Genomic DNA, 26,653 nt, shown 5'->3' with positions numbered 1-26,653 from the left:
CAGCTGCAATCCATCGCGGTGGCCACCACGTGTGATCACCGAGGGAACATCCGGAACCGCACGCTTTTCTTAGAAAGAGATCCCTGACGTTGACACCATCTAAAGCGCTCCTCGAGCACGTCGAGGCGATCAACTGGAACCGCCTCGAAGACGAGAAGGACAGCGAGGTCTGGAACCGGCTGGTCAACAACTTCTGGCTGCCGGAGAAGATCCCGCTCTCCAACGACGTCCAGTCCTGGGCCACGCTGACCCAGGAGGAGAAGACCCTCACCATGCGGGTCTTCACCGGGCTGACGCTGCTGGACACCATCCAGGGCACCGTGGGCGCCGTCGCGCTGATCCCGCATGCGCTGACCCAGCATGAGGAGGCGGTGATGACCAACATCTCCTTCATGGAGTCGGTCCACGCCAAGTCCTACTCGCAGATCTTCTCCACCCTGTGCTCCACCAAGGAGATCGACGAGGCCTTCCGCTGGTCCAAGGAGAACGTGAACCTGCAGCGCAAGGCGCAGATCGTCATGGACTACTACCACGGCGATGACGGACTTAAGAAGCGGGTGGCCTCCACCATCCTGGAGTCCTTCCTCTTCTACTCCGGCTTCTACCTGCCGATGCACTGGTCCTCCCGGGCCAAGCTGACGAACACCGCCGACATCATCCGGCTGATCATCCGCGACGAAGCCGTGCACGGCTACTACATCGGCTATAAGTACCAGCGTGCCCTCGAGCGTGAGAGCCCGGAGCGTCAGCAGGAGCTCAAGGACTACACCTACGAGCTGATGTACGAGCTCTACGAGAACGAGCTGCAGTACACCCACGACCTCTATGACGGGGTGGGCCTCAGCGAGGACGTCAAGAAGTTCCTGCACTACAACGCCAACAAGGCGCTGATGAACCTGGGCTACGAGGCAATGTTCCCCAAGGAGATCAGCGACGTGAACCCGGCCATCCTCTCGGCGCTGAGCCCCAACGCGGATGAGAACCACGACTTCTTCTCCGGCTCCGGCTCCTCCTACGTGATCGGCAAGGCCGAGGAGACCGAAGACGACGACTGGGACTTCTAGAACCGAGCAGAGACGAAGAGATGACGCGCGCGGGCCGGCTTCAGGTCTACCGACAGCAGGCCAGCAATGGTGCTCAAGGGGACCTGGAGCTGGCCCTCGCGCTCTTGCAGCGCACGAGGAATCCGGGCCAACGCTCCGGTGACGAGCCTGCCCCGCTGCTCAGGCTCTATCGCCCCGAGCCCACAGTCGCCTTCGGTCAGCGGGATCAGCGGCTTCCAGGGTTCGACGACGCCGCGGAGGCCTGCCGCCGCTCGGGCTTCACTCCCTTGGTGCGCCGGGCAGGCGGACGTGCTGCGGCGTACCATCAGGGGTCGCTGGTGATCGACCACATCGAGCCGGACAGCGATCCGATCCGCGAGACCCAGGCGCGATTCACCGCCTTCGGAGAGCTGCTCCAGGAGGCGCTGCGCCAGGTGGGCGTCGACGCCCGGCTCGGGCCGATCCCGGGGGAGTACTGCCTCGGGGATCATTCTGTCCACGGAATCTCCCTGGTGGACCCGGACCGGCGCATCAAGCTCGTCGGCACCGCCCAGCGGGTTCTCGGCTCCGGCTGGCTGTTCTCCTCATCGATCATCGTGGAGGACGGCGCGGTGATTCGTCGGGTGCTCTCCGAGGCCTATGCGGCGCTGGAGATTCCCTGGGACCCGCTCACCGCCGGTTCAGCCACCGAGCTCGGCCTGGATCTCACCGTGGATGAGGTGGAGCAGTCGGTGCTCGATGTCTACCGGCGGCACTGGGACCTGGAAGAGATCGCGGAGTCTCCGGCGATCTCCTCCAGCACCCCAGCCCTGCAGCTCTGAAGCTTCGGCGTCACTCGCCGCGGTCGATCCATTCCTGCAGGTGCGGAGCCTCCGCGCCGATCGACGTCGAGGGACCGTGACCGGTGTTGACCAGCGTCTCCGTGGGCAGCTCCTGGAACAGCCGCGTCCTGATCGACTCGATGATCGTCTCGAAGCTGGAGAAGGATCGGCCCGTGGCTCCGGGGCCACCGGCGAAGAGCGTGTCTCCGGAGAACAGCACCGGCTGGACCGCGCCGTCGGGCCCTGCGAGGGAGGACGCGTAGAAGCAGGTGGAACCGGGGGAGTGGCCAGGGGTGTGGATCGCCACCAGCTGCGCGTCTCCCACCGTGAAGACGTCTCCGTCGCTGATGTCCACATCTGGCATGGTGCCCTCGTGGACCGCGTCCCAGAGCATCTGGTCCTCGGGGTTGAGGTGGATCCGGCCGCCCAGGCGCTTCTGCACCTGAAGGGCCTGGCTGATGTGGTCATCGTGCCCGTGGGTGAGCAGGATGTCGGTGACCGCGCGTTCGCCCACGGCTGCCACCACGGCATCGGCGTCGTGGGCCGGGTCGATCAGGATGACCTCGTCCTCGTCACCGATGATCCAGACGTTGTTGTCCACCTCCCAGGTGCCGCCGTCGAGTGAAAAGGTGCCGGAGGTGACAAGGTTCTCAAAGCTGGTGCTCATGGGGGTCCTCAATTCTTCGGGGCGGACTGGAGCTCGACGACGGAGCGCAGCACTTCACCGCGGTTCATCGTGTCGAAGGCCTCCTGGACCTGGTCCAGCGCCACGCGTTCGGTGACGAAGGCGTCCAGGTCGAGGTTTCCGTTGCGATAGTGGCTGACCAGCATCGGGAAGTCCCGGGAGGGCAGGCAGTCGCCGTACCAGGAGGACTTCAGTGAGCCGCCTCGACCGAAGACGTCGGCCAGCGGCAGGTCCAGGGTGTGCGAGGGGTCCGGGACGCCGACCAGCACCACGCGACCGGCGAGGTCGCGCGCGTAGAAGGCCTGCTTGTAGGTCTCGGGGCGGCCGACCGCATCGATGACCAGGTCTGCGCCGAATCCGCCGGTCAGCTCACGGATGCGCTCGACGGCGTCGGCTTCGCTGGGATTGACCGTGTGGGTGGCGCCGAGCTCGGCGGCCGTGGCCAGCTTCCGCTCATCGAGGTCCACCGCGATGATGGTGGTCGCGCCGGCAAGCTTCGCGCCGAGCACGGCGGCAGTGCCGACACCGCCGACGCCGATCACCGCGACCGACTCACCGCGCTTGACCTCACCGGTGTTGATGGCGGCGCCGATGCCCGCCATGATGCCGCAGCCCAGCAGACCGACGGCGGCGTTGGACTCTGCCGGAAGGTCCGCGACCACGGTGCACTGACCGGCTGCCACGAGGGTCTTCTCGGCGAAGGCGCCGATCCCCAGGGCCGCTTCGAGCTCGGTGCCATCGGTCAGCGTCATCTTCTGCTCGGCGTTGTGCGTGTCGAAGCAGTACTGCGGCTGGCCTTTGCGACACGCCCGGCATTCTCCACAGACAGCGCGCCAGTTCAGGATGACGGTGTCGCCGACCTTGACGTTCGTGACGCCCTCCCCGATCTGGGACACCCGGCCGGTGGCCTCATGACCGAGCAGGTAGGGGAAGTTATCGCCCACCTCGCCCTGCTGGTAGTGCTGGTCGGTCTGGCACACGCCACAGGTCAGGACGTCGACGACGACCTCCCCGGCGATCGGATCGGGAACCACGATCTGCTCGAGAACAGCCGGTCCGTTCTTCTCTTTGACGACGACGGCATTTACGGTCTGGGACATAGCCAGCCCTCCATATCAGCAGGTCTCAGGTGAAGCGGGGATTGCTTGCCTGATTCCACGATATCCCAGGGCCAGGAGGGGAGGTTCTCACCCGGTGAAGGCGTTGGGGAACTGCACGATGATGCTGGCCAGGACCACCAGATAGATCAGCACGATGGCGACCCACCACCAGTCGGCTGAGATCTTGCGCAGCCCAGGCCCGGCGGGGATGGCCCCATTGGCGATGTTGCTCTTCGTCACGACGATGAACATGGGCACCACGGCTGCCCAGACGACCATGCAGTAGGGGCACAGTGCCCCGATGGAATAGACCGCCTGTGACCACAGCCAGATGCAGAACCCGAAGGCGAATGTGACGCCGGCTTGGAGTCCCAGCCAGTACCAGCGGGGAAGCGGCACTCGGGCCAGGATCGTGACGGCCACCAGGATCGCCAGGGGGAAGCCCACGACGCCGAGGAAGATATTGGGAAATCCGAAGGTCGATGCCTGCCAGGAGTCCATCACCAGGCCGCAGGAGACCCAGGGATTGATGTCACAGGCGGTGGTGTAGTCCGCGTCCTGCCACAGCGCGATGCGTTCACGCATCAGCAGGAGACTCGCCACCGCGCCGATGGCCGCTGTCACCAGCAGCCACAGCCCGAGGGCCGGTGAGGAGGTGATGCGGGGCTGGGTGCGCTGGTCTGCGGGGTGAAGGGCCATGCGGGGATTCTACGCAGGATAGCTGGAGGGGTATGCGATACTGAGTGGCATCGGCGAGCGGACCACACCCGCAGACCGAGAAGGCTTGCACGCCATCGCTCCCGCATCGGACGAATGACGCCGCGGATGAACACCCCGCAGCAGATGCACAGGAGTGGTGAACAGCCACTGGAAGGCCGCGCAGAGCGCGCTCCGTGAGAAATGGGAGCAGCGCCCGGAACGCCAGTGGAGCTTGAATATAGGTTTGAGACAACATCAATACGTGGAATGAGCAGGTCGCACCCGTCGTGAGAGCCAGGGGCAACGCGACCGGCTGAATCCACCCAAGCAGAGCCGCGGACGCGGTGAGTGTGGCACCGTGGGAGCGGTCAGGAGCAGTTCCACAATGTCCCACAACGAGACCCCCGCAGACGACACGGCGGGCAATAACGATATCTTCAATCCCTTCAGCGTGCCCCCGGCCCCGAAGAGCGGATCAGAGACCGCCTCCAGCCAGGCGTCGGAGCCGGTCGAGTCGGCTCACGCCGCGGACCCGGTCAACGTGCTCTTCCAGGCACCCGACCTGGCCACTGCCAAGCCAAAGACGAACCGTCGCTCCAGCAAGGACGCGGATCCGCAGCCCGACTCGCAGGATCGCGACTCCGAGGACGACCGTGACAACGGCCGACAGACTCAGTCAGATTCCGCCCGGCAGGGGAGCTCCCAGCGCAGCGATTCCGACGACTCGCAGGATCGGGACTCCGAGGACGAAGACGGATCGGGTCGCCGCTCACGGCGCAAGCGCCGCCGCGGAGGTCGGAACAAGAACCGTAGCTCTGAGGCCGAGTCGGGCGATTCCACGCATGATTCCGGAGCTCGAAACTCGGGTCGAAACTCCAGTCAGAACGCCGAACAGGATGCAGAAGCCAGCGATCCGCGCGAGAATTCGGAGCCGCGGAACTCGAAGGGATCGGCCGCGTCTGACGCGGACAGCGATTCCGGCAACGACTCCCGTGACGGGGGGAGCTCGCAGCGAGGCGACTCCCACAGCAAGGATGACGAAGGCCCGGTGATCCGCAAGCGCCGCCGTCGTCGTCGTGGCACTTCGGACCTCGAGGTGGAGTCCAACGAGGATGATGCGCATACCGTCACCCGCGTGCGGGCTCCCCGCGAGGCGGCTGAGGCACCTGCCTCGGACAAGGTGACCAGCCTGAAGGGCTCCACCAGGCTCGAGGCGAAGCGGCAGCGCCGGCGTTCATCGCGCGAAGGTGGTCGCCGCCGCCAGGTCATCACCGAGGCGGAGTTCCTCGCGCGTCGTGAATCAGTGGACCGCAAGATGATCGTGCGTCAGCGTGGGGAGCGCATCCAGATCGGCGTCCTGGAAGATGGCGTCCTGGCGGAGCACTACGTCTCGCACACCACCCAGGACTCCCTGATCGGCAACGTCTACCTCGGCAAGGTGCAGAACGTGCTGCCCTCCATGGAAGCGGCGTTCGTCGACATCGGTCGCGGACGCAATGCTGTGCTCTACGCCGGTGAGGTCGATTGGGCCGCATCACGGCTCAACGGCGGCCCGCGCAAGATCGAGAATGCACTGAAGTCCGGCGACTCGGTGCTGGTGCAGGTCACCAAGGATCCCGTGGGACATAAGGGAGCCCGGCTGACCAGCCAGATCTCCCTGCCAGGCCGCTACCTGGTCTTCGTCCCCGGCGGTTCCATGACCGGCATCTCCCGCAAGCTCCCCGACACCGAGCGGGCGAGGCTCAAGAAGGTCCTGAAGGACCACATGCCGGACAACGCCGGGGTCATCGTGCGCACCGCGGCTGAAGGCGCCTCCGAGGAGGAGCTGACCAACGACATCAACCGGCTGCGCGCCCTCTGGGAGCAGATCCAGAGCCAGACCGGGGAGAAGAAGGTGCTGGCCCCGGAACTGTTCTACGCCGAGCCTGACCTCACCATCAAGGTCGTGCGCGATGTCTTCAATGAGGACTTCTCCTCCATGGAGGTCCAGGGCGAGCAGACCTGGGACAACATCGAGGCCTACGTCACCTATGTGGCACCACATCTGCTCGACCGGCTGAAGCAGTGGATCCCCGAAGAGCAGAAGGCCGACGACATCTTCGCCCACCATCGGATCGATGAGCAGCTCAACAAGGCCCTGGAGCGCAAAGTCAATCTGCCCTCCGGCGGTTCGCTGGTCTTCGACCGCACCGAGGCGATGACTGTGGTCGACGTCAACACCGGCAAGTTCACCGGCTCCGGCGGCAACCTCGAAGAGACCGTCACGAAGAACAACCTGGAGGCCGCGGAAGAGCTGGTCCGTCAGCTTCGCCTGCGCGACATCGGTGGCATCATCGTCATCGACTTCATCGATATGGTCCTCGAGGCCAATCGCGATCTGGTGCTGCGCCGCATGGTGGAATGCCTGGGCCGTGACCGAACCAAGCACCAGGTCGCCGAGGTCACCTCGCTGGGTCTGGTGCAGATGACCCGTAAGCGGATGGGCACCGGGCTGCTGGAAGTCTTCTCCGAGGACTGCCAGCACTGCGCGGGACGCGGAGTCGTCACCCAGGCAGAGCCCGTCGAGCACCGCGCCGCCTACACCTCCCACGGCGAGCAGCAGAACTCCAAGCCCGCCAAGAAGCGCCGCAAGGGCCGGAACCGTCGTGACGACGAGTCCGAGACCCAGCAGTCGACCCCGGAGGTGGACCCGCAGGAGAGGGAGCGCCAGGAGAAGGCACGTCAGGCTCTCGCCCAGGTCGCCGCCGCCACGGCGAGCAAGCATGCCGAGGAGGAGGAGCAGAACGCCTCCGCTGAGAGCCCAGCGCAGCAGCCGCGTGGCTCGCGCCGAAGCGGTCGGCGCAGCGCCAGCCAGCCGGCAGGAAGCACGAACTCCACACAGTCAGCAGCCAGCACCGAAGCCCAGTCCACACAGGAGAAGTCCAGCTCAGCGGACTCGGCCCCCCAGCAGTCCAGCGCCGAAGTGCTGCGGATCGGCGGGGAAGAGGTGCCGCTGCCGCGCGCCGAGAAGAGCGAGACCGCAGGCTCCCGAGCGAAGCCTGCGGCGGCCGAGCAGAAGCAGGTCTCCCTCGACACCCTCGGACAGGCGCTGGATTCGCGTGAACCGCGCACCCCCGCACAGCCGGCGCGCCGTCGTCGTCGTGCTGCCGGTTCGGTCCAGGGCGCCTCCGGAGAGGTGCAGCAGATCGCTGCCGCCGAGAAGCCGGCGAGCAACTCGTTCTCCTCCGCTGCCACAGAGCAGCCGGCTGCGCAGGCCCCCAAGAAGGCCGCAGCCGCCGAGCCGGTGATGCTCGGAGTGGGCGTCAAGGCGGAGGAGATCGCACGACCCGAATAGGCAGCGGACCGGGCCCGCTGGACGGGTCCGGTCAACTTGCTGTCACCGAGCACGTCGCGTAAGGTTGACCCTTGGTGTTATAGGCACCAACATGTCTTCCGCACAGCTCGACGGAGAACAACTCATCAGAGGATTCCCCGAAGAGATGTGCGATTGGTTTAGTCCGAAATGATCATCGAGAGAAGTGAGTCCCAAGTGGTGTACGCGATTGTCCGCGCTGGCGGCCGCCAGGAAAAGGTTTCCGTTGGAGACCTCGTGACCGTTGACCGAGTTCCGGGCGCGGCAGGCAGCACCATTAAGCTGCCGGCAGTGATGCTGGTGGACGGGGACAAGGTCACTACCGCAGCAGATGAGCTCGCCAAGGTCTCGGTCGAGGCCGAGGTTCTGGAGAACATCCGCGGTAAGAAGATCGTCATTGAGAAGTTCAAGAACAAGACCGGCTACCGCAAGCGCCAGGGTCACCGTTCAGAACTCACCCGTATCAAGGTGACCTCGATCGCCTGAGGCGTTCAAGGTTCGCATATTCCCCGTTCTCCCCGAGAGGTAGGCAGACCCAATGGCACATAAAAAAGGTGCGAGCTCGACTCGCAACGGCCGCGATTCCAACGCACAGTACCTGGGCGTGAAGCGCTTCGGCGGTCAGACCGTCAACGCTGGTGAGATCCTCATCCGCCAGCGCGGCACCAAGTTCCACCCCGGCGTCAACGTCGGACGCGGTGGCGACGACACGCTCTTCGCGCTCTCGAACGGAGCTGTCGAGTTCGGCAGCCGCCGCGGGCGTAAGGTCGTGAACATCGTCCCAGCAGCCTGATCCAGGCCTGCACAGACGTTTCGAACGTACAGTCGAGGGTGGGCCCACTTGATGGGCCCACCCTCGACTTGTCTTAAGTCAGCATTTTCTTCAAGGAGTCTCCAGCCATGGCACATTTCGTCGACCGAGTGGTCCTCCACACCACAGGCGGTAACGGTGGCCACGGCTGCGTCTCCGTGCACCGCGAGAAGTTCAAGCCCCTCGGCGGGCCCGACGGCGGCAACGGCGGCGACGGCGGCTCAGTGGTGCTGGTGGTCGATCCCCAGACCACCACGCTGCTCGAGTACCACCACCGCCCCCACCGCCACGGCCAGGACGGTGGCGTCGGCCAGGGCGATCTCAGGCACGGAACGCGTGGACCGGTGCTGGAGCTCCCGGTGCCCGAGGGCACCGTGGTCAAGGACCGTGAGGGTCGCGTGCTCGCGGACCTGGTGGAGCCAGGTGCCCGGTTCGCGATCGCTGAAGGCGGTCAGGGCGGTCTCGGCAATGCCGCACTGTCCTCCAAGAAGCGCAAAGCTCCTGGCTTCGCGCTGCTGGGCACTCCCGGCGACGCTCAGGACGTGGTCCTGGAGCTGAAGTCCGTCGCTGACATCGCCCTGGTCGGCTTCCCTTCAGCGGGCAAATCCAGCTTGATCGCTGCGATGAGCGCAGCCCGCCCCAAGATCGCCGACTACCCGTTCACCACGCTGGTGCCGAACCTGGGCGTGGTCGAGGCCGGAGAGACCCGCTTCACCGTGGCGGACGTTCCGGGGCTCATCCCCGGTGCCGCCGAGGGCAAGGGTCTGGGACATGAGTTTCTGCGCCATGTGGAGCGCTGCGCCGCTCTGGTCCATGTCCTCGACTGTGCCTCCCTGGAGAGCGACCGCGACCCACTGGGTGACCTGGACGCGATCGAAGCCGAACTCGCGGCATACGCCCCGGACAAGGTCGAAGGTGCCGGCGGCACCGAGGACAACTCTTCCAACGCTGTGCCGCTCAACGAGCGCCCGCGGTTGATCGCCCTGAACAAGACCGACCTTCCAGACGGTGCCGCCATGGCAGAAATGGTGCGCGCCGACCTGACCGAGCGCGGCTACCGCGTGTTCGACGTCTCCGCGCTCAATCGCGACGGACTGCGGGACTTGGGCTTCGCCATGGCCGAACTGGTGCGCGAGGCGCGCGCTCAGCGGGAGATCGAGCCCGCTCCGGTTCCTGTCACGGTGCGCCCCCGGGCCGTGAACCGCAAGCAGTTCACCGTCACCGCAGAATCCAAGGGCGGTGAGCCGCTGTGGCGGGTCCGCGGCGACAAGCCTGAGCGTTGGATCCTGCAGACCGACTTCGGCAACGACGAGGCTGTCGGGTACCTCGCTGACCGCCTGGTTGCTGTTGGAATCGAAGACGAGCTCTTCAAGCAGGGCGCCAAGCCCGGTGAGGCCGTGGTCATCGGCTCGGAGGATGACGGCGTCGTCTTCGACTGGGAGCCCACGATGGCCGCAGGTGCCGAGCACCTGGGTGGCCCCCGCGGCACCGACCTGCGTCTCGACGACCACTCCCGGCCCACTCGCGCCGAGAAGAAGCAGGACCAGGCCGACCGCCGCGCCGCCAAGGCCTCCACTCGCGCCGAGATGGAGGTCGACTATCGCGCCCAGGACGGCGCTCCCACCAAGCGCAGCGCTGAGGCTGCGAACGCCAAGCGCCGCGATGACGGTGCGCCCACCAGCACCAAGAACGCCGACGGCGTGGAGATCCACTACCCGCACGGCAACCCGGACGATCTGCAGGACGAGGGCTTCGGCGCTGACGAGGTGGAGGCCGACACGCGATGAGCACCCCGCGTCTGACCGAGTCCCTGGTCGCCTCCCGGAGCGACCTGCGCCATGCCAGGCGACTGGTGGTGAAGATCGGCTCCTCCTCGCTCACCACGATCGACGGAGGCATCTCGGTGGACGCGCTGAACCGGCTGGTCGCTGACCTGCAGGTGCTGCGCGAGCGGGGGACCGAGGTCGTGCTCGTCTCCTCTGGCGCCATCGCGGCAGGACTGGCCCCGCTGGGTCTGGGGAGCCGCCCGCAGGATCTGGCCACCCAGCAGGCCGCCGCCGCCGTCGGCCAGGGTCTGCTGCTGGCGCACTACACGCGTGCCTTCACCCAGTACCAGACCACCGTTTCGCAGGTGCTGCTGACCGTGGAAGACCTCATGCGACGCACGCAGTACACCAACGCGCTGCGCACCCTGGAGAAGCTGCTGAGCCTGGGTGCCGTGCCGGTGGTCAATGAGAACGACGCCGTGGCCACCCACGAGATCCGTTTCGGCGACAATGACCGGCTTGCGGCGCTGACCGCGAACCTGCTGCGGGCCGATGCGCTGATCCTGCTCTCCGATGTCGATGCGCTCTACGACGGACCCCCCGACGAGGGTGGCCGTCAGGTCCCGTATGTCGCCGGTCCCGAGGATCTGCGCGGGGTCACCCTCGGACGGCGCGGCAAGGCCGGCGTCGGCACCGGGGGCATGGTCACCAAGGTCGAGGCCGCGCAGATCGCCGCCTCCAACGGCATCCCCGCACTGCTGACCTCCGCCCCCAACGCGCGGCGCCTCTTCCAGGGCGAGGAGGTGGGCACCTTCTTCGGTGCTCGCGGTCGCAGGCGCGGGGCACGTTCGGCCTGGATCGCTCACCTGGCCCATCCCAAGGGTCGCCTCACCATCGACGACGGCGCCATCGCCGCCGTCGTCGAGGGCCGCCGCTCGCTGCTGTGCGCCGGGATCATCGCGCTGAGCGGTGACTTCGAGGCCTCCGACCCGGTGGAGATCACCGACCGTGCAGGGACGGTCCGCGCCAGGGGACTGGTGGGGTATTCCTCCGTCGAGCTCCCGCAGATGCTGGGCCGCTCCACCGCCGAGCTGGGCGCGAACCTCGGTCCGGAATATGAACGAGCAGTGATTCACGCAGACGACATCGTGCGCATCGAGACTAGGCTGTGAACATGGCAGAGGAACAGCAGACCCAGCACACCGATCAGGACACTGACCAGCAGACTGACCAGGACATCGAGTCGGGCATCCGCGAGGTCACCTCGCGGGCGCGCTCCGCCTCGCGCGGCCTGGGATCCATGGACCGTGAGCACAAGGACCGGACGCTGGCCGCCGTCGCCTCCGGGCTGCGCGAATCGGCAGCCTCGCTGACCCAGGCCAACGACGAGGACCTGGAGCGCGGCCGTGAAGCCGGGCTCAGTCGGTCGCTGCTCGACCGGCTCGCACTGAGCCCGGAGAGGATCGAGGCTCTGGCCGCCTCCGTGGAGGAGGTCATGGGACTCAGCGATCCCGTAGGCCGCGTCCTGCAGGGCCGGACCCTGCCGAACGGGCTTCGCCTGACCCAGGTCAGCGTGCCGCTGGGCGTCATGGGAGTCATCTACGAGGCTCGACCCAACGTGACCGTGGACATCGCGGCGCTGGGCCTGAAGTCCGGAAACGCCGTCATCCTGCGCGGCGGCTCTGCAGCCAAGAACACCAATGAGATGCTGCTGGCCATCATCCGCGAGGCGCTGCGCACCACCTCCGTGCCGGTGGACTCCGTGCAGTCGATCGACGCCTTCGGCAGAGCCGGCGCCACCGCTCTGATGACCCAGCGCGGCTCGGTGGATGTGCTCATCCCGCGCGGCGGCCACGAGCTCATCCAGCATGTGGTGCAGAACTCCCGGGTTCCGGTCATCGAGACCGGCGAGGGCAATGTGCACATCTACATCGACGCCAATGCGGATCCGGAGACCGCACGCAACATCGTGGTGAACTCCAAGACCTCGCGGCCCAGCGTCTGCAATGCTGCTGAGACGCTGCTGCTGCATGCCGAGGCGGAGGACGCGGGCCGGGAGGTGCTGCGTGGACTGCTGCGCTCGGGAGTGAACCTGCATGTGGACCCTCGAGTGCGTGAATGGCTCCCCGCAGAAGAGCCCGCGGACCTCTCACAGGACCGCGCCCCCTTCGGCACCGTCAGCGAGGCCACCGAGGAAGACTTCGCCACCGAGTTCCACGACCTCGAGATGGCCGTCGGCGTGGTGGACTCCCTCGATGACGCGATCACCCACATCGGCCGGTGGACGACCGGGCACACCGAGGCCATCGTCACCGACTCCGTGGCCCGCGCCGATCGTTTCGTCGCTGAGGTCGACGCGGCCGCGGTCATCGTCAATGCCTCGACGCGCTTCACCGACGGCGGGCAGTTCGGCCTGGGCGCCGAAGTGGGCATCTCTACCCAGAAGATGCACGCTCGAGGCCCGATGGGCATGGCAGAGCTGACCACCACCAAGTGGGTCGTGCGCGGCGAGGGCCAGGTCCGTCAATAGTTCCCGTACACTGGGAACCGATAATTCCGCGTTCACATCGTCGTTCATCCCATATGAGGGAGAAGCATGCTCAACCTGCACGTGCTCGCCACCGTCCTCGGGGCAGAGACTGAAGAACACCACGCGCTTCCGATCGAGGCCCACTGGTACGGCATCATCATGTTCGCCCTGCTGCTCCTGCTGCTGCTGGTGACGCTCGGCTTCGCCAACAAGGGCCGCGAGCTGCCGGCCCAGACCCACGGCGACCACTGACGCCGTTGGCTCAACGACACCCGCGGGCAGCCGCCACCTCTGAGCGGGCCCCCGGTCCGCTTCGTCTGGGGATCATGGGCGGAACCTTCGATCCGATCCACCACGGACACCTGGTGGCCGCCAGCGAGGTGGCGACGGAGTTCGAACTCGACGAGGTCATCTTCGTGCCCACCGGCCAGCCCTGGCAGAAGGCGGGCCGTGAGGTCGCGGAGGCCGAGCACCGTTATCTGCTGACCGTCGTCGCCACCGCCGCCAACCCCCGGTTCACCGTGTCCCGCGTGGACATCGACCGAGGCGGAGCCACCTACACCATTGACACGCTCCGAGATTTCCGTGAGATGTACCCGGATGCCGAGCTGTTCTTCATCACTGGGGCAGACGCGATGGCCCAGATCATGTCGTGGAAGAACGTCGATGAGCTCTGGGAGCTCGCGCACTTCGTCTCTGTGACCCGACCGGGCTACATCTCGGAGGACTTCGGACGCACCAACGAGATCTCTCTGATGGAGATTCCGGCGATGGCCATCTCCTCGACCGACTGTCGAGAGCGCGTGCGGGCCGAGAAGCCCGTCTGGTACCTGGTCCCCGACGGCGTCGTGCAGTACATCGCCAAGCATCGGCTCTATCAGTCGGATTCCATCTCCTCCGCGCGTTGAGCGTGCCGCACCGCCGTGGCGCGGCATACGATGGAGATTGGTGCTCCACCGAAGAGACCGATCAATTTGCAGGCAATGTTCTGGCGCGGGCAGCACAGCCTGACCAGGGCCTTCAGGAGGCTGGACGATGACCGCAGAGAACACCGAGTCGACTGACGCCTCGGGCGGAGATGACCTGCGCGCCAGGTATCTCCCGGTCTCCCGCAAAGAGCTGCGCCGCCGCCGCGAGGCCGAACTTGCCGCTGAACGCGCCTCCACGGGCGCCGGTGAGGACGACGCGGACACCTCGGATGCGGCAGACGCAGACGACGCGGAGCAGCATCTTCCGTCAGCGGTCTCAGCAGAGACTCCCGGAGAAGCCCTGGAGTCGGACGACACCGAAGACCCGGCAGAGGCCCTCGCCGCGGAGGATGCCTCCGAGCCCGAGCCCGAGCCCTGGGGCTTCACCTCGCCGATCCCGACAGCACCCGCGGCCGCCGCATCTCCGACGCCGGCAGTGGATCAGGATCTCCTCGACGAGGAAGCTGGCGACGACGCGGAAGATGACGACGACGACCATGATGGCGAGGACCGCGAGGTCGACGCCGAGCAGGACGCCCCCGGGTCCGGTGCCGCCGATGATGAGGCAGCGGACCTCGTCGAGGTCGCCGCGGCGGACGCCGCCGCGGGTGACGAGGACCTCGAAGGCGATGCGGACCTCGAAGACGATGCGGACGACGAGGCAGTCGTGGAAGACCCGCAGGACGCTGAAGAAGCCGAGCTTGACGAGGATGAGGTCTCCGGCGCCGAGGATGCCGGTCTGCCCGAAGATCGGGCAGAGGCCGAGGCAGGAGGCTTCGATGATGTCGAGGCGACTGTCGATGTCGATGCGACCGCCTCCGCGGCTGACGGCACCGAGATCGAGCCGGCTGCAGAGACCGATGAGGACCCGCTGAGCCTGCCCGAGCCACCGCGGAGCGACACCTCATCCGCACGCCCCCAGGATCTGCCCGGGACCGAGCTCGAAGATGACGACGAGGCCCCGGTGCCCGCCTCCAGGAAATCCCGTCGCAGCCTTCGCCTGACCGGAAGCATGTCCGTGCTCTCGGAGGAGAAGCTGGCGGAGCTCAACGAGATCCACCAGGCGGTGATCGCCTCCGATGACCCGAACCGTGTCGACCCCGAACTGCTGAAGAAGCAGCAGGCACTCGCCGCCCGCGCCATGCAGGCGAACCAGGAGCGCCGCCGCGCGGAGCAGGTCGAGGCCGAGCGTGACGAGCGCATGCGCCGTCGTCGTCTTCTTCCAGAATCTGAAGTGATCACGCGCAAGGCGCTGCGCGCGCATATGGAGTCTGACGAGGAGGCGGAACACACCGAATACGCCACCGGATCCATCGAACCCATCCAGGCTCGAGGCGCCCACGGCCTCGAGATCGACGCGATGGTCGAGCACAGCACCCGCCAAGGTGCACGTCAGTCCATGATGGGCTGGCTTGTGATCATTCTCGCGGTGCTGCTGGTGATCGCCGTCGGCGTCGTTCTCTCATTCATCCTCTAAGCTTGGACGTCTATGGCTATCACCGAACTTGTGCTCACCGAACTCCGCACCGCCGCCGCCGCGGCCGCGGACAAACTCGCCACGAACATCGTTGGACTGGACGTGGGGGAGCGGCTGGGCATCACCGACGCCTTCCTGGTCTGCTCCGCACCCTCTGAACGGCAGATCGGCGCGATCGTCGACGAAGTCGAACGTCAGCTCAAAGAGGCCCATGGTTCCTCCCCGCTGCGCCGCGAGGGACGAGGAACCGGCACCTGGGTGCTGCTGGACTATGGTCACATGGTCATCCATGTCCAGCACGAGGAAGAGCGCGCTGTCTACGGTCTGGATCGGCTCTACGCCGACGTCGACAAGGTTGATCTGCAGCTCCCCGAGACCGCCTAGGTTCACAGTTAAGCCCCAGGTCAGCGCCTGGGCTACGGTGACTTCCAGACACTGAGCGTCGATTTGCACAGCACTTCAGATTCACAGTAGAGTAGGGGAGTTGCCGCGGCCCGGACGCTGATCCGGGAGGGCAGATGCACAACACTATGGGGGTATGGCGCAGCTGGTAGCGCGTCCGCATGGCATGCGGAAGGTCAGGGGTTCGAATCCCCTTACCTCCACCACGAGGGTCAGGCCCGAAGTCCACATGGACTTCGGGCCTGACCTGTATCCGGACACTTCTGGGCCCGAATCACCTCAGGATTCTGCAGCCTGTGACACCTGACCTGGGCGCCGACTCTCGATCCAGGAGTAGGGTGGGAAGCAACGTCGCAGTCAACCCTGGAGGTTCTCCTATGCAGCATCGTGTCCTCGGCCGCACCGGTCGCGAAGTGTCCACCATCGGTCTTGGAACCTGGCAGTTCGGCGGCGACTTCGGCCATGTCGAAGAAGCCGACGCCTATGCCGTCATGGACGCGGCGGCCGAACATGGTGTCACCCTGTTCGACACCGCCGACGTCTACGGCGATGGACTCAGCGAGCAGCGGATCGGCAAGTGGCTGGCCAAGAACCCCGCCTGGACCGGGATGGTCGCGACCAAGATGATCCGCCGCGCCGAGGAGCCCAGCCTCGCCCATGCCACTGCAGAGAACTTCCAGGCCTGGATCGATCGCTCCCGGAAGAACCTCGGGATGGACACGTTGGACCTGGTGCAGCTGCACTGCCCCACGGATGACGTCTACAGCTCCGATGTGGTCTTTGACCGCCTGGATGCGCTGGTGGAATCCGGCGCCATCGCCCACTACGGCGTGAGCGTGGAGACCGTGGACCAGGCACTCAGCGCGATCGCGCGGCCCAACGTCGCTTCGGTGCAGATCATTCTCAACGCCTTCCGGCAGAAGCCTCTCGAGGCTGTCCTGCCGGCGGCCCGCGAGGCAGGCGTGGGCATCATCGCCCGCGTGCCCCTGGCCAGCGGCCTGCTCAGCGGACGTTATACCAAGGACACCACCTTTGAAGAGAGCGATCACCGCAGCTACAACCGCTCCGGTGAGGCCTTCGACATCGGGGAGACCTTCTCCGGAGTCGACTTCGCGACCGGTGTCGACGCCGCCGCCGAGTTCTCCGAGCTTGCCCAGCAGGAGGGCCTGAAGCCCACGACGGCGGCACTCGCCTGGATCACCCAGTGCTCCGGCGTCAGCACCGTCATCCCGGGAGCGCGCAATCCCGAACAGGCACTCCAGAACGCGGAGGCCGGGTCCGCGCCGCAGCTCTCCGATTCCTTCCAGCAGGGCGTCAAGGCCCTCTATGAGGAGCGGATCGCGCCAGCAGTGCACGGCCGCTGGTGACATTGTCTGAGAATCCCCAGGAGATCACATGCGCATCGCCGTCATAGGAGCCACCGGCAACGTCGGGACAGCCGTGCTCGACGACCTGAGCAGCCGCCCCGAGGTGGATTCCATCCTGGGAGTCGCTCGCCGACTTCCGGACACGGACGCCGCCCCATATTCCGCAGCGCAGTGGCACCAGGCGGATATCCAGTGCAGCGACGTCATCCCGGAGCTTGCCCAGGCGCTGCAGGGCTGCGATGCGGTGATCCATCTGGCCTGGCTCATCCAACCCAACAGTGAGCGCAGCCTGCTGCGCCGGGTCAACGTGGACGGCACCCGCCACGTGCTTGAGGCGGCCGCGCGCGCCGGCATCCGTCAAGCCGTGGTGGCCTCCTCGGTCGGAGTCTATTCCCCGGCCGAGGACGCCGCCCCGCGTGACGAGAACTGGCCGACCGAGGGGATCCCAGGTTCCCACTACAGTGTGGACAAGGTCGCGCAGGAACGGGTCATGGACGAGTTTCTCCAGCAGCATCCCGATTTCTCGCTGGCCCGGCTGCGGCCGGGTCTGGTCTTCCAACGCGGTGCCGGATCGGAGATCCAGCGCTACTTCGCCGGGGAGCTCGCACCGGTTCAGCTGCTGCAGGTCCTGAGACCCCCTGTGGTTCCGCTGCCTGCCGGTGTCCGGACCCAGGCCGTGCACGCTCAGGACCTGGCAGCCGCCTATGCTCAGGCCGCGCTGCTCGGCGCGCACGGTGCGTTCAACATCTGCGCAGACGATCTGCTCGACGGCCAGGCCATCGCTCGGGTCACCTCCGGGGCAGGCCCTGTGGGGCTTGCGCTCCCGCTCCCCGCACATGTGGTCAGGGCGCTCATCAAGGCCGCCCACCGCGCCCGCGTGCTGCCGATGGATGAGGGGTGGTTGGACCTGGCCCGTCACGTCCCGGTGATGGACGCGACCAAGGCCCGGGACCAGCTCGACTGGTCTCCCCGGTACACCGCGGCCGAAGCCCTGGAAGAACTGATCCAGGGCATGGCGGCGGGGGAGGGGAGACCCTCTGTGCCGTTGCGCCCGCGCGAGCTGAACGCTCAGGACCGGTCTGAGCTCCCTGCGAAGAACCACGAGCTGGACGACCAGGTGGATCCCGTGCTGCTTCGCCACTACATGGCGGATCACCTGGCCGGTGCCACGGTCGGGGTCCAGCGGATCAAGCGGATGTCCGCGGACTACGTGGACACTCCTGTCTTTCCGGAGATCTCAGAGGCCGCCGAGGCGATCCGGCGTGAGCGGGTCTTCCTCATCGAACTGATGAAGCGCCAGGGCTTTCCCCGCGCCATGGGCTCCGCCGCGCTGGCGTGGGCAGGGGAGCGGGTCGGAAGACTCAAGCCCAACGGACGGCTCCCGCTGGACCGTTCACCCTCGACCCTCGTGCTGGAGGCAGAGATGATGCTCTCCGCCGTCACCGGCAAGCTGCACGGCTGGTCCACGATGAAGGAACACGCCCACGCCCTCGGCGTCGACCCGGCGGTCTTCCAGTCCCTCATCGACGACGCGGAGGTTCAGCGTGACCAGCTGGAGACCGTGCATCGCTATGCCCGGCGCCGAGCGTTCCGGACCGACCGGGAGACCTTCGAGAAGACACGATGACGGCGTTGTTCTGAACTACTCGTAATAACGGGGTGAGCTTGCTAAGCTCGGGAGAGTCCACCCCATCAGCCTGCCCATCATGAAGCGGGCCAGTCCGATCCCCGTGAGTCCTCGAGATTCCGGCACCGGACTGCAGCGAAAGGAGAGCGAATTGGCACAGACCGATCCGATCCTGACCACTCGACAGGGCCACCCTGTCGCCAATAACCAGAACCAGCGCACCGTGGGCACCCGCGGACCCGCCACGCTGGAGAACTACCAGTTCCTCGAGAAGATCAGCCACTTCGACCGTGAGCGGATTCCGGAGCGCGTCGTCCACGCACGCGGCTTCGTCGCCTACGGCGAGTTCGAGGCCACAGGGATGATCGGCGACGAGCCGGCGTCGAAGTACACCCGCGCCAAGCTCTTCCAGGAGGCCGGCAAGAAGACCGACCTGGCCATCCGCTTCTCCACCGTCATCGGTGGCCGTGACTCCTCGGAGTCGGCCCGGGACCCCCGCGGCTTCGCGGTGAAGTTCTACACCGAGGACGGCAACTGGGACCTCGTGGGCAACAACCTTCCGGTGTTCTTCATCCGCGATGCGATCAAGTTCCCCGACGTGATCCACTCGCTGAAGCCGGACCCCATCACCTTCCGCCAGGAGCCCAACCGCATCCTGGACTTCATGGGCCAGACTCCCGAGTCCATGCACATGCTGACCCACCTCTTCAGCCCGCGTGGCATCCCGGCCACCTACCGCCACATGGAGGGCTTCGGGGTCAACACCTACAAGATGGTCAACGCCGAAGGCGAGACCGTCCTGGTGAAGTACCACTTCCACCCGCGGGCGGGCGTCGCCTCCATGACCGAGGCCGAAGCTGCCAAGGTCCAGGGGCAGGACCTCGGTCACGCCTCCAAGGACCTCTTCGAGGCGATCGAACGCGGCGACTTCCCGCAGTGGGACGTCCACGTCCAGATCATGGAAGACCATGAGCACTCCGAGCTCGGCTGGGATCCCCTGGATGACACCAAGATCTGGCCCGAGGATCAGTTCCCGCTGCGCAAGATCGGCGTGATGACGCTGAACCGCAATGTGGGAGACCACCACAATGAGAACGAGCAGATCGCCATGGGCACGGGTGTCCTGGTCGACGGGCTGGACTTCTCTGACGACAAGATGCTGGTGGGACGGACCTTCTCCTACTCGGACGCCCAGCGCTACCGCGTGGGCCCGAACTACCTGCAGCTTCCGGTCAACCAGCCCAAGGGTCGCGATGGCAGGGTCTACACGAACCAGCGCGGCGGACTCATGTCCTACGGCAACGATGTGCACCCCGAGCAGAACCCGCACGTGAACTACGAGCCGTCCATCCACAACGGTCTGCACGAGTCACCGGAGCCGCAGCCGAACAACGCGCCGGCCGTCGGTGGTCAGGTGGTGCAGGCGAACCTGGATCGTCGCAACGACTACCTCCAGGCCCGGGGCCGTTACAACACCATGATGGACTGGGAGCGCGACGAGCTGATCAACGTGCTCACCGGGATGTTGGAGCAGTCCGAGCGCGATGTGCAGGAGCGCATCGTCTGGCACTTCTTCATGATCCACGATGACTACGGTCAGCGGATCGCGAAGAACATCGGTCTGACGGTGGATGACGTCAAGCACCTCAAGCCGCTGGCAGTGCAGAACTTCACCGAGGAAGAGGAAGAGCGCCTCGCAAACCTCGGCAACAATGGCGACACCATCGATCCCGAGGCGTGGGGGAGCTGGACTGCTTCCGTAGAGAACCGCCAGGCCTCCGGTGAAGATGTGCTCGCCGGCACGCTGGGAAGCCCCAGCTACAGCCAGTGAGCTGACGGCTCGGCGACCGTTGACTCGAAAGGTCGAGCCACACCGCTGAGCACGCTCGCATGAGCACTGGTCGCGGAGAACACAGAGATGGCCGGAACCCCGCTGGGTTCCGGCCATCTCTGTGTCTGTGTCAGCTGCTTCAGTGGTTGCGAAGCATGTCGATCAACTCGTCCTTCTTCTTGTCTGAGTATCCGCTGAGCCCAAGTTCCTTGGCTCGGTCCTGGAGCTCAGCCACGGTACGGTCTTCATAGTTCGACGCTTCACCGCCCTTCTCGCCTTCCGCGCTGCGGCCCTTGTTCGCCGCTGCGTTGGCGATGCGGGCGGACTTCTCCTTGGAGTTGCCCTCCTCGCGGAGGCGTTCGTAGAGCTCTTCGTCCTTGATCGGCGACCCTGCCATGGGGGTCTCCCTTCTGTGTTCGCGTGCTGATCTTCACTGTCTCCGGCTCAGAAGCCCTTGCCGCCCGTGACTGGAATGACAGACCCGGAGACGTAGGAGGCCTCTTCGCTGGCGAGATAGACGTAGGCACCGGCGAGTTCTGCGGGCTGTCCCGGGCGGCCCAGGGGAGTGTCCTGGCCGAACTCAGCGACGCCGTCGAATCCTGTGGCGGGAATCAGCGGAGTCCAGATCGGTCCCGGAGCCACGCCGTTGACGCGGATGCCCTTCTCCGCCAATTCCGCTGCCATGGATTCGATGAACGCGACCTGGGCGGCCTTGGACATCGCATAGTCGAACAGCTCAGGCTTCGGGCCCACCGCCTGGATGGAGGTCGTCACGATGATAGAGGCCCCGGGTTTCATGTGAGGCACCGCTTCACGGGTGGTGACGATCTGCGCGACGAGGTTCGTCTCGAAGACCTTGCGCACCTCCTCGGTGGGCACCGAGTCAATTCCTGTGCGAGCGCGCTGATAAGCAGCGTTGAGGATCAGCACGTCGATGCCACCTAGGTCCTCCACCGTGCGGCGGACGATGTCTGTGGCGTCAGCCTCGACCGTGATGTCCACCGGGTAGGTCGCACAGATCCGACCCGCCTCGCGCACCAGAGCTGCCGTGTCTTGGGCGTCCTGCTCCTCTTCCGGGAGATGAGCAATCGCGACATCGGCCCCCTCCCGGGCGAAGGCGATCGCTGTCGCACGACCGATCCCGGAGTCCCCACCGGTGATCAACATCCGTCTGCCCTGCAGGCGACCGCGACCGACCCAGCTCTGTTCCCCGTGATCGGGGGAGGGATCCGTGGCCCCGGTGAGGCCCGGCTGATCGGACTGCTCCTGCTCCGGCAGAGCCGCGTTCCGGTACTTGGTGCGTGGATCCTGCATAGCGGTGGGATCACTGGTCATCTCTGTCTCCCTTCGGGAAACGTCAGGGCGGACTATGCCGCGCAGAAACTGGCTGGGAGGTTCAGGCTGACGCCAAGGTGGGGTCCAGCACGACCTTGATGCAGCCATCTTCCTTCTTCTGGAACATCTCGTACGCGCCCGGCGCTCCGGTGAGTGGCAGAGTGTGGGTGATGAAGTCGTCGACACCCAGCGGATCCTTCGGGTCCTCGACCAGCGGCAGGATCTTGTCGACCCAGTTCTTCACATTGGCCTGGCCCATCTTCACGGTGATCTGCTTGTCGAACATGGTGATCAGCGGAAGCGGGCTGGCCGCTCCGCCGTACACGCCGCTCAGCGAGATGGTGCCTCCGCGACGCACGAGCTCGATGGCCGAGTACAGGGCGGCAAGGCGGTCGATCCCGACGGTCTGCATCATCGCCTTGCCGACGGCGTCGGGGACGAACTGTGCCGAGATCTGCGCGGCCTTGGCCACGGGGGAGCCGTGGGCTTCCATTCCGACCGCGTCGACGACGCCGTCAGGTCCGCGACCGTTGGTGGCCTCGCGGATCTGCTCGATGGACTCCTCTCCCGTGTCGAAGACCATCACGCCGTGGCGGGCAGCCATCTCCCGACGCTCGGCCACAGGATCAATCGCATAGACCTTCATGCCGTGGTGCTTGGCGATGCGGGCAGCGAACTGGCCGATCGGGCCGAGCCCGATGATCGCGATGCTGTCACCGCTCTTCAGCCCGGTGTAGGCGACACCCTGCCACGCAGTGGGGATGACGTCGGAGAGGAAGAGGTAGCGGTGATCGGGGAGCTCGTTGCCCACCTTGATCGGGCTGTAGTCGGCGTGGGGCACCCGCAGGTACTCGGCCTGACCGCCCGGGACGGCGCCGTACATCGCGGAGAAGCCATAGAGTGCGGCGCCCATGCCCTGATCGCGGACCTGGGTGACCTCGCACTGGGTCTGCAGACCGCGCTGACACATGAAGCAGCTGCCGCAGGAGATCTGGAAGGGGATGACGACACGGTCACCGGCGGTCAGATTCGACTCCGGGCCTGCCTCGACCACACGACCCATGGGCTCGTGGCCAAGAATGTCACCTGGTGTCATGAACGGACCGAGCACCTCATAGAGGTGGAGATCCGAGCCGCAGATGGCGGTGGAGGTGACTTCGATGATGGCATCGTTGGCCTGCTGGATCTTCGGATCCGGGACCTCTTCAACGCTGACTTTGTGATGGCCCTGCCACGTCACTGCTTTCACGATGTGTCTCCTCTTGAAGTCTCTGGAAGGCAGACTGGGGAGCGCTGTCATCTCTCACTCCGCCAGCTACCCTTACAGACTCCACGTTATCGACTACTACCTTGGCGTTGCCTGAATGCCACCACGGGTTTGGCCTCCAGTGGACGTGTTGCGTGCGGTCACGAGACGTGAACTGATGATCCTGCGGGCAAGGAGCAGCACGCCCAGCACTAACGTTGCCACCAGAACAAAGGACCATTGGGCTCCGCCGGTGCCGCTGAGGACTCGAAGAACCATCCCCAGCGCGACAGTGCCGAGGATCACCACCAGAGCATCGGGCCAGAGTCTGGAGGGGCGGCGCCAGAAGCGCACCGCGAGGGAACTGATCAGCAGACCCAGCAGAAACGGCGCCGCAGTCTGCAGCACGTCGGTCAGCGCAAGGCCCGTGGCGTGGTTCCGGTTTCCCATCGCGGCGAAGCCGATCACCAGCAGGCCGTCGAGTGCCAGGAGCATCCAGGGGAGGACCCGTCGAGCCGAACCGCGGCGGACAGAGGATGGAGCAGCTGATGAGGACATGGACGTAGTCTAGGCCGCGTAGATACAAGTTGACATAATGTAGATTATCGGCGCTTTGGAAACAGTGTTGAGCAATCTGCACAGGGCGTGAGTCACCGGATGTGCAGCCGTGCCCGTCGGCGCGCACACCGAGGCCCGCAGGCCGATACCGTAGACCGCGTGATCACATCTTGGCCGTTGAGCTGCCCCCATTGCGCCACGTCCTTGGATCTTCGCTCTGCGGCATCGGATCTTCGCTCTGCCTCGATGACCGCACGGCCTCCAGGACCCAGGGTCGATGAGTCGGCTGACGACAGCATTGCTTCGACGAAAGACCGAGCACCGGCGGGCCTCATCTGCCCCAATGGTCACAGCTTCGATGCTGCGCGGCAGGGTTATGTCAACCTTCTAGCAGGGCGCGGGACCCGCTTCACCCCGGACACCGCAGCGATGATCATGGCTCGAGAACGCGTGCACACCGCTGGCGTGTTTGCCGCGCTCAGTGACCTGCTGGCTCAGGTGAAGCTGCCGGAACCAGCCCCGGTGGTCCTCGACTGCGGCGCGGGCACCGGACACTATCTTCACCAAGTGCTTGACGCTCACCCAGACAGCCGTGGCATAGCACTGGATCTCTCCACGGCTGGCCTCAAACGCGCTGCCCGCCACCCGCGGACCCTCGCTCTGGCATGGGACCTGTGGCAGCCCCTCCCCCTCCTCGATGACAGCGTGAACCTGCTCATCGGCGTCTTTGCTCCACGTCATGTCAGCGAGTACGCGCGAGTGCTGAAGCCCGGAGGCACGGCCGTGGTCGTCACGCCCAGGCGAGGCCACCTCGCCGAGCTGCGTGAGACCGGACTGTTGGGGATGCAGGGCGAGAAGCTGGACCAGCTGCGCAGCCAGATGGCGCCGAGCTTCGGGGCGCCGGAATCCACGCAGCAGGTGCTCAGCGAGGTGCCGGTGGATCCGAACCTCGTGGCCGACCTGATCTTCATGGGACCCGCGGGACATCACCGGCAGCACACGGAGCTGCGCGCAAAGGCAGAGCGCAGCGGAGTGTCACACATCACCGTCGACCTCGACGTGAGCCTGTGGCGCGGATAGGCTGATGGCAGGGAAACAAGGGCTGATGAGGAGCTGAGATGATCGAGTGGTTCGGCGATAACCTCTGGGCGCCGTGGCTCGCACTTGCCCTGGGGCTCCTCGTGCTCGAAGCCATCACGCTCGATCTGCTGTTCCTCATGCTCGCGGTCGGCGCAGGTGCCGCCACGACCGTCGCACTCGCCGGTGGTGAACCCTGGCTTCAGGTAATCGTGGGCTGCGCAACGGCTCTGCTGATGCTCGGCGCGGTTCGTCCGGTGGCGCTCAAACACCTGAAGAAGGGCCCTGAGAACCAGCTCACCAACATTGATCGGATGGCGGGCATGGAAGCTCACCCGTTGGAGGCCATCACCGCAGACTCCGGCCTCGCCGAAGTCGATGGAGACACCTGGACGGCCCGCACTGCAGGCAACTCCAGAATTGAACTCGGCATGTCCGCCGTCGTCGAGTCCGTGGACGGGGCGACCCTGTACCTGCGAGCAACGCGGGAGATCGAATGGGACGAGAACCAGCCCGACACTCTGGGGCCTGACAGTCCCCGACCGGAAGGTGCCTGAGAGACCCTCAGGCGCCCCACACGTATAGATCGGAACGCAATGGAATTCACCGCATTGATAGTCCTCGTGGTCCTGGTCGCGCTCGTGGTGATCATCATCGCCCGCAGCGTGCGCATCGTCCCCCAGGCCCGCGCAGGCCTGATCGAGCGCCTCGGCAAGTACCAGCGCACCCAGGGACCGGGTCTGACCCTGCTCGTCCCCTTCATCGACCGGCTGCTGCCGATGCTCGACATGCGCGAGCAGGTCGTGTCCTTCCCGCCCCAGCCGGTGATCACCGAGGACAACCTGGTGGTCTCCATCGACACGGTGGTGTACTTCCAGATCACCGATCCCAAAGCCGCGACCTATGAGATCCAGAACTACATCATCGCGGTGGAGCAGCTGACCACGACCACCCTGCGCAACGTGGTCGGTGGCCTGAACCTGGAAGAGGCGCTGACCTCTCGCGATCGGATCAACGGGCAGCTCCGCGGTGAGCTGGACAAGGTCACCGGCCGCTGGGGCATCCGTGTCGCCCGAGTGGAGCTCAAGGCCATCGAGCCGCCACACTCCATCCAGGACTCCATGGAGAAGCAGATGCGCGCGGAGCGCGAACGCCGTGCCGCGATCCTCACCGCTGAGGGAACCAAGCAGGCAGCGATCCTCACCGCAGAAGGTGAGCGCCAGGCCTCGATCCTCGCGGCCGAAGGTGATGCACAGGCTCGAATCCTCGGAGCCAATGCCGAGGCGCAGGCCATCGAGACCGTGTTCAACGCGGTCCACGATTCCGAGCCGGGACCGGAGCTGCTGTCCTACCAGTACCTGCAGATCCTTCCCGAGATCGCCAAGTCGGAGTCCAACACCATGTGGATGATTCCCGGCGAGTTCGGCGACGCACTGAAGAACCTCGCCGGTGCGTTCGGCGGACCCGAGTCGACTCAGCCGGGCCAGAGCCTGGAAGACCGTGAGGCCGAACGTGCGGCCCGCACCGAGCGGCTGAAGCAGCGCCGCCTGGAGAAGGAGCAGGACGCCAAGCAGAACCGGGGCAAGCCTGCCATCTCCTCAGCCATCGCTGACCTCGCAGAATCGGCCCGAAGCACCTCCGTCACCGATGAGAATCCGCACTACACCAGTCGCGAAGAGATCGAAGACGAGGCGAAGAAGGCCCAGGTGGGCAATGCCGCCGTGGCGGAGCAGCGTACTGAATCCCCTGCGTCGACTGGTTCAGACATGGAATCGCAGCCGACGTTCACGCAGCAGGAGCCTGAGCCGATGGGTGAGGAGCAGCGCTGAGCCGAGCGCACGCCCCAACCCCGCGAGGCCTTCGACCGCTGGGTCGTCGGGCTCGGCCCCGCTAGGGGAATAACTCGGCCGTGCTCTAGAGTTGTACACCGAGAATAAGTCTGCCCATCACACTGGAGG

The 26,653-nt window shown here is 65.8% G+C and carries 25 protein-coding genes, 1 tRNA gene and 1 pseudogene; 20 read left to right on the top strand and 7 right to left on the bottom strand.

Annotation, left to right across the window (positions count from 1 at the left end; translation table 11 throughout):
- The first annotated feature begins 89 nt into the window (after positions 1 to 89).
- Positions 90 to 1,064 (top strand): class 1b ribonucleoside-diphosphate reductase subunit beta, encoded by a 975-nt coding sequence (gene nrdF / locus H4W26_RS01725; protein ID WP_192590456.1) that lies wholly within the window; start codon positions 90 to 92, stop codon positions 1,062 to 1,064.
- A 20-nt stretch (positions 1,065 to 1,084) separates the two neighbouring features.
- Positions 1,085 to 1,864, top strand: a complete 780-nt coding sequence (locus H4W26_RS01720; protein WP_192590455.1) for a lipoate--protein ligase family protein — start codon at positions 1,085 to 1,087, stop codon at positions 1,862 to 1,864.
- Between the two features lie 10 nt (positions 1,865 to 1,874).
- Here H4W26_RS01720 and H4W26_RS01715 read toward each other — a convergent pair whose 3' ends face one another.
- From H4W26_RS01715 to H4W26_RS01705, 3 genes are all read right to left on the bottom strand, one after another.
- Positions 1,875 to 2,531, bottom strand: coding sequence for an MBL fold metallo-hydrolase (locus H4W26_RS01715; protein ID WP_192590454.1), 657 nt, complete (start codon positions 2,529 to 2,531; stop codon positions 1,875 to 1,877).
- Between the two features lie 8 nt (positions 2,532 to 2,539).
- On the bottom strand, positions 2,540 to 3,649 hold the full coding sequence (locus H4W26_RS01710) for an S-(hydroxymethyl)mycothiol dehydrogenase (protein WP_192590453.1): 1,110 nt from the start codon (positions 3,647 to 3,649) through the stop codon (positions 2,540 to 2,542).
- Between the two features lie 87 nt (positions 3,650 to 3,736).
- Positions 3,737 to 4,348, bottom strand: coding sequence for a vitamin K epoxide reductase family protein (locus H4W26_RS01705; protein ID WP_192590452.1), 612 nt, complete (start codon positions 4,346 to 4,348; stop codon positions 3,737 to 3,739).
- Positions 4,349 to 4,733: 385 nt separating this feature from the next.
- Here H4W26_RS01705 and H4W26_RS01700 point away from each other — a divergent pair, with 385 nt between their 5' ends.
- The 14 genes from H4W26_RS01700 (at position 4,734) to H4W26_RS01635 (ending at position 20,479) form a co-directional block, all read left to right on the top strand.
- A complete protein-coding gene (locus H4W26_RS01700) occupies positions 4,734 to 7,682 on the top strand; it encodes an Rne/Rng family ribonuclease (protein ID WP_192590451.1) in 2,949 nt (982 codons plus the stop codon).
- A 195-nt stretch (positions 7,683 to 7,877) separates the two neighbouring features.
- Positions 7,878 to 8,186 (top strand): 50S ribosomal protein L21, encoded by a 309-nt coding sequence (rplU, locus tag H4W26_RS01695; protein WP_058889479.1) that lies wholly within the window; start codon positions 7,878 to 7,880, stop codon positions 8,184 to 8,186.
- Positions 8,187 to 8,238: 52 nt separating this feature from the next.
- Positions 8,239 to 8,493, top strand: coding sequence for a 50S ribosomal protein L27 (rpmA, locus tag H4W26_RS01690; protein WP_192590450.1), 255 nt, complete (start codon positions 8,239 to 8,241; stop codon positions 8,491 to 8,493).
- 107 nt (positions 8,494 to 8,600) lie between these two features.
- Positions 8,601 to 10,298, top strand: a complete 1,698-nt coding sequence (gene obgE, locus H4W26_RS01685) for a GTPase ObgE (protein ID WP_192590449.1) — start codon at positions 8,601 to 8,603, stop codon at positions 10,296 to 10,298.
- On the top strand, positions 10,295 to 11,449 hold the full coding sequence (gene proB / locus H4W26_RS01680) for a glutamate 5-kinase (RefSeq protein ID WP_192590448.1): 1,155 nt from the start codon (positions 10,295 to 10,297) through the stop codon (positions 11,447 to 11,449). The genes obgE and proB overlap by 4 nt, the downstream gene beginning before the upstream one ends.
- 2 nt (positions 11,450 to 11,451) lie before the next feature.
- The gene (locus H4W26_RS01675) at positions 11,452 to 12,807 is read left to right on the top strand and encodes a glutamate-5-semialdehyde dehydrogenase (RefSeq protein WP_192590447.1); all 1,356 of its coding nucleotides are present in this window, start codon (positions 11,452 to 11,454) and stop codon (positions 12,805 to 12,807) included.
- Between the two features lie 66 nt (positions 12,808 to 12,873).
- A complete protein-coding gene (locus H4W26_RS01670; RefSeq protein WP_192590446.1) occupies positions 12,874 to 13,059 on the top strand; it encodes a hypothetical protein in 186 nt (61 codons plus the stop codon).
- A 65-nt stretch (positions 13,060 to 13,124) separates the two neighbouring features.
- Positions 13,125 to 13,715, top strand: a complete 591-nt coding sequence (nadD, locus tag H4W26_RS01665; protein WP_264080829.1) for a nicotinate-nucleotide adenylyltransferase — start codon at positions 13,125 to 13,127, stop codon at positions 13,713 to 13,715.
- 127 nt (positions 13,716 to 13,842) lie between these two features.
- A complete protein-coding gene (locus tag H4W26_RS01660) occupies positions 13,843 to 15,252 on the top strand; it encodes a hypothetical protein (protein ID WP_192590444.1) in 1,410 nt (469 codons plus the stop codon).
- A 12-nt stretch (positions 15,253 to 15,264) separates the two neighbouring features.
- Positions 15,265 to 15,636 carry a ribosome silencing factor gene (gene rsfS, locus H4W26_RS01655; protein ID WP_192590443.1) on the top strand — a complete coding sequence of 124 codons (372 nt, stop codon included), beginning with the start codon at positions 15,265 to 15,267 and terminating at the stop codon, positions 15,634 to 15,636.
- 148 nt (positions 15,637 to 15,784) lie between these two features.
- A tRNA-Ala gene (locus H4W26_RS01650) sits at positions 15,785 to 15,860 on the top strand.
- Between the two features lie 171 nt (positions 15,861 to 16,031).
- The gene (locus tag H4W26_RS01645) at positions 16,032 to 17,021 is read left to right on the top strand and encodes an aldo/keto reductase (RefSeq protein ID WP_192590442.1); all 990 of its coding nucleotides are present in this window, start codon (positions 16,032 to 16,034) and stop codon (positions 17,019 to 17,021) included.
- Positions 17,022 to 17,049: 28 nt separating this feature from the next.
- Positions 17,050 to 18,648, top strand: a complete 1,599-nt coding sequence (locus H4W26_RS01640; protein WP_192590441.1) for an NAD-dependent epimerase/dehydratase family protein — start codon at positions 17,050 to 17,052, stop codon at positions 18,646 to 18,648.
- A gap of 151 nt (positions 18,649 to 18,799) precedes the next feature.
- Entirely contained in the window at positions 18,800 to 20,479 is a 1,680-nt protein-coding gene (locus H4W26_RS01635; protein ID WP_318779733.1) for a catalase, read from the top strand.
- A 139-nt stretch (positions 20,480 to 20,618) separates the two neighbouring features.
- Here the strand turns inward: H4W26_RS01635 and H4W26_RS01630 are convergent, their stop codons facing one another.
- The 4 genes from H4W26_RS01630 to H4W26_RS01615 form a co-directional block, all read right to left on the bottom strand.
- On the bottom strand, positions 20,619 to 20,876 hold the full coding sequence (locus tag H4W26_RS01630) for a DUF7218 family protein (protein ID WP_192590439.1): 258 nt from the start codon (positions 20,874 to 20,876) through the stop codon (positions 20,619 to 20,621).
- A 47-nt stretch (positions 20,877 to 20,923) separates the two neighbouring features.
- A complete protein-coding gene (locus tag H4W26_RS01625) occupies positions 20,924 to 21,814 on the bottom strand; it encodes an SDR family oxidoreductase (protein WP_192590438.1) in 891 nt (296 codons plus the stop codon).
- A gap of 61 nt (positions 21,815 to 21,875) precedes the next feature.
- Complete coding sequence (locus H4W26_RS01620) at positions 21,876 to 23,063, bottom strand: alcohol dehydrogenase catalytic domain-containing protein (RefSeq protein WP_192590437.1); 1,188 nt, start codon at positions 23,061 to 23,063, stop codon at positions 21,876 to 21,878.
- 96 nt (positions 23,064 to 23,159) lie between these two features.
- Positions 23,160 to 23,618 (bottom strand): DUF3054 domain-containing protein, encoded by a 459-nt coding sequence (locus H4W26_RS01615; RefSeq protein WP_192590436.1) that lies wholly within the window; start codon positions 23,616 to 23,618, stop codon positions 23,160 to 23,162.
- A 99-nt stretch (positions 23,619 to 23,717) separates the two neighbouring features.
- Here H4W26_RS01615 and H4W26_RS14085 point away from each other — a divergent pair.
- From H4W26_RS14085 to H4W26_RS01600, 4 genes and pseudogenes are all read left to right on the top strand, one after another.
- Positions 23,718 to 24,005 (top strand): annotated as a pseudogene (locus H4W26_RS14085) (putative RNA methyltransferase); the annotation flags it as partial.
- A gap of 48 nt (positions 24,006 to 24,053) precedes the next feature.
- Positions 24,054 to 24,698 carry a methyltransferase domain-containing protein gene (locus H4W26_RS01610; RefSeq protein ID WP_192590435.1) on the top strand — a complete coding sequence of 215 codons (645 nt, stop codon included), beginning with the start codon at positions 24,054 to 24,056 and terminating at the stop codon, positions 24,696 to 24,698.
- A 38-nt stretch (positions 24,699 to 24,736) separates the two neighbouring features.
- Entirely contained in the window at positions 24,737 to 25,252 is a 516-nt protein-coding gene (locus H4W26_RS01605) for an NfeD family protein (RefSeq protein ID WP_192590434.1), read from the top strand.
- A gap of 39 nt (positions 25,253 to 25,291) precedes the next feature.
- Positions 25,292 to 26,524: an SPFH domain-containing protein gene (locus H4W26_RS01600; RefSeq protein ID WP_192590433.1), complete on the top strand. Its 1,233-nt coding sequence runs from the start codon at positions 25,292 to 25,294 to the stop codon at positions 26,522 to 26,524.
- Positions 26,525 to 26,653 lie beyond the last annotated feature (129 nt).

Origin of the sequence: Nesterenkonia halotolerans (assembly GCF_014874065.1) — a bacterium.
GTDB lineage: Bacteria > Actinomycetota > Actinomycetes > Actinomycetales > Micrococcaceae > Nesterenkonia > Nesterenkonia halotolerans.
Note: the sequence above shows the minus strand (reverse complement) of the source record. Positions and strands in the feature narration are given on the sequence as shown.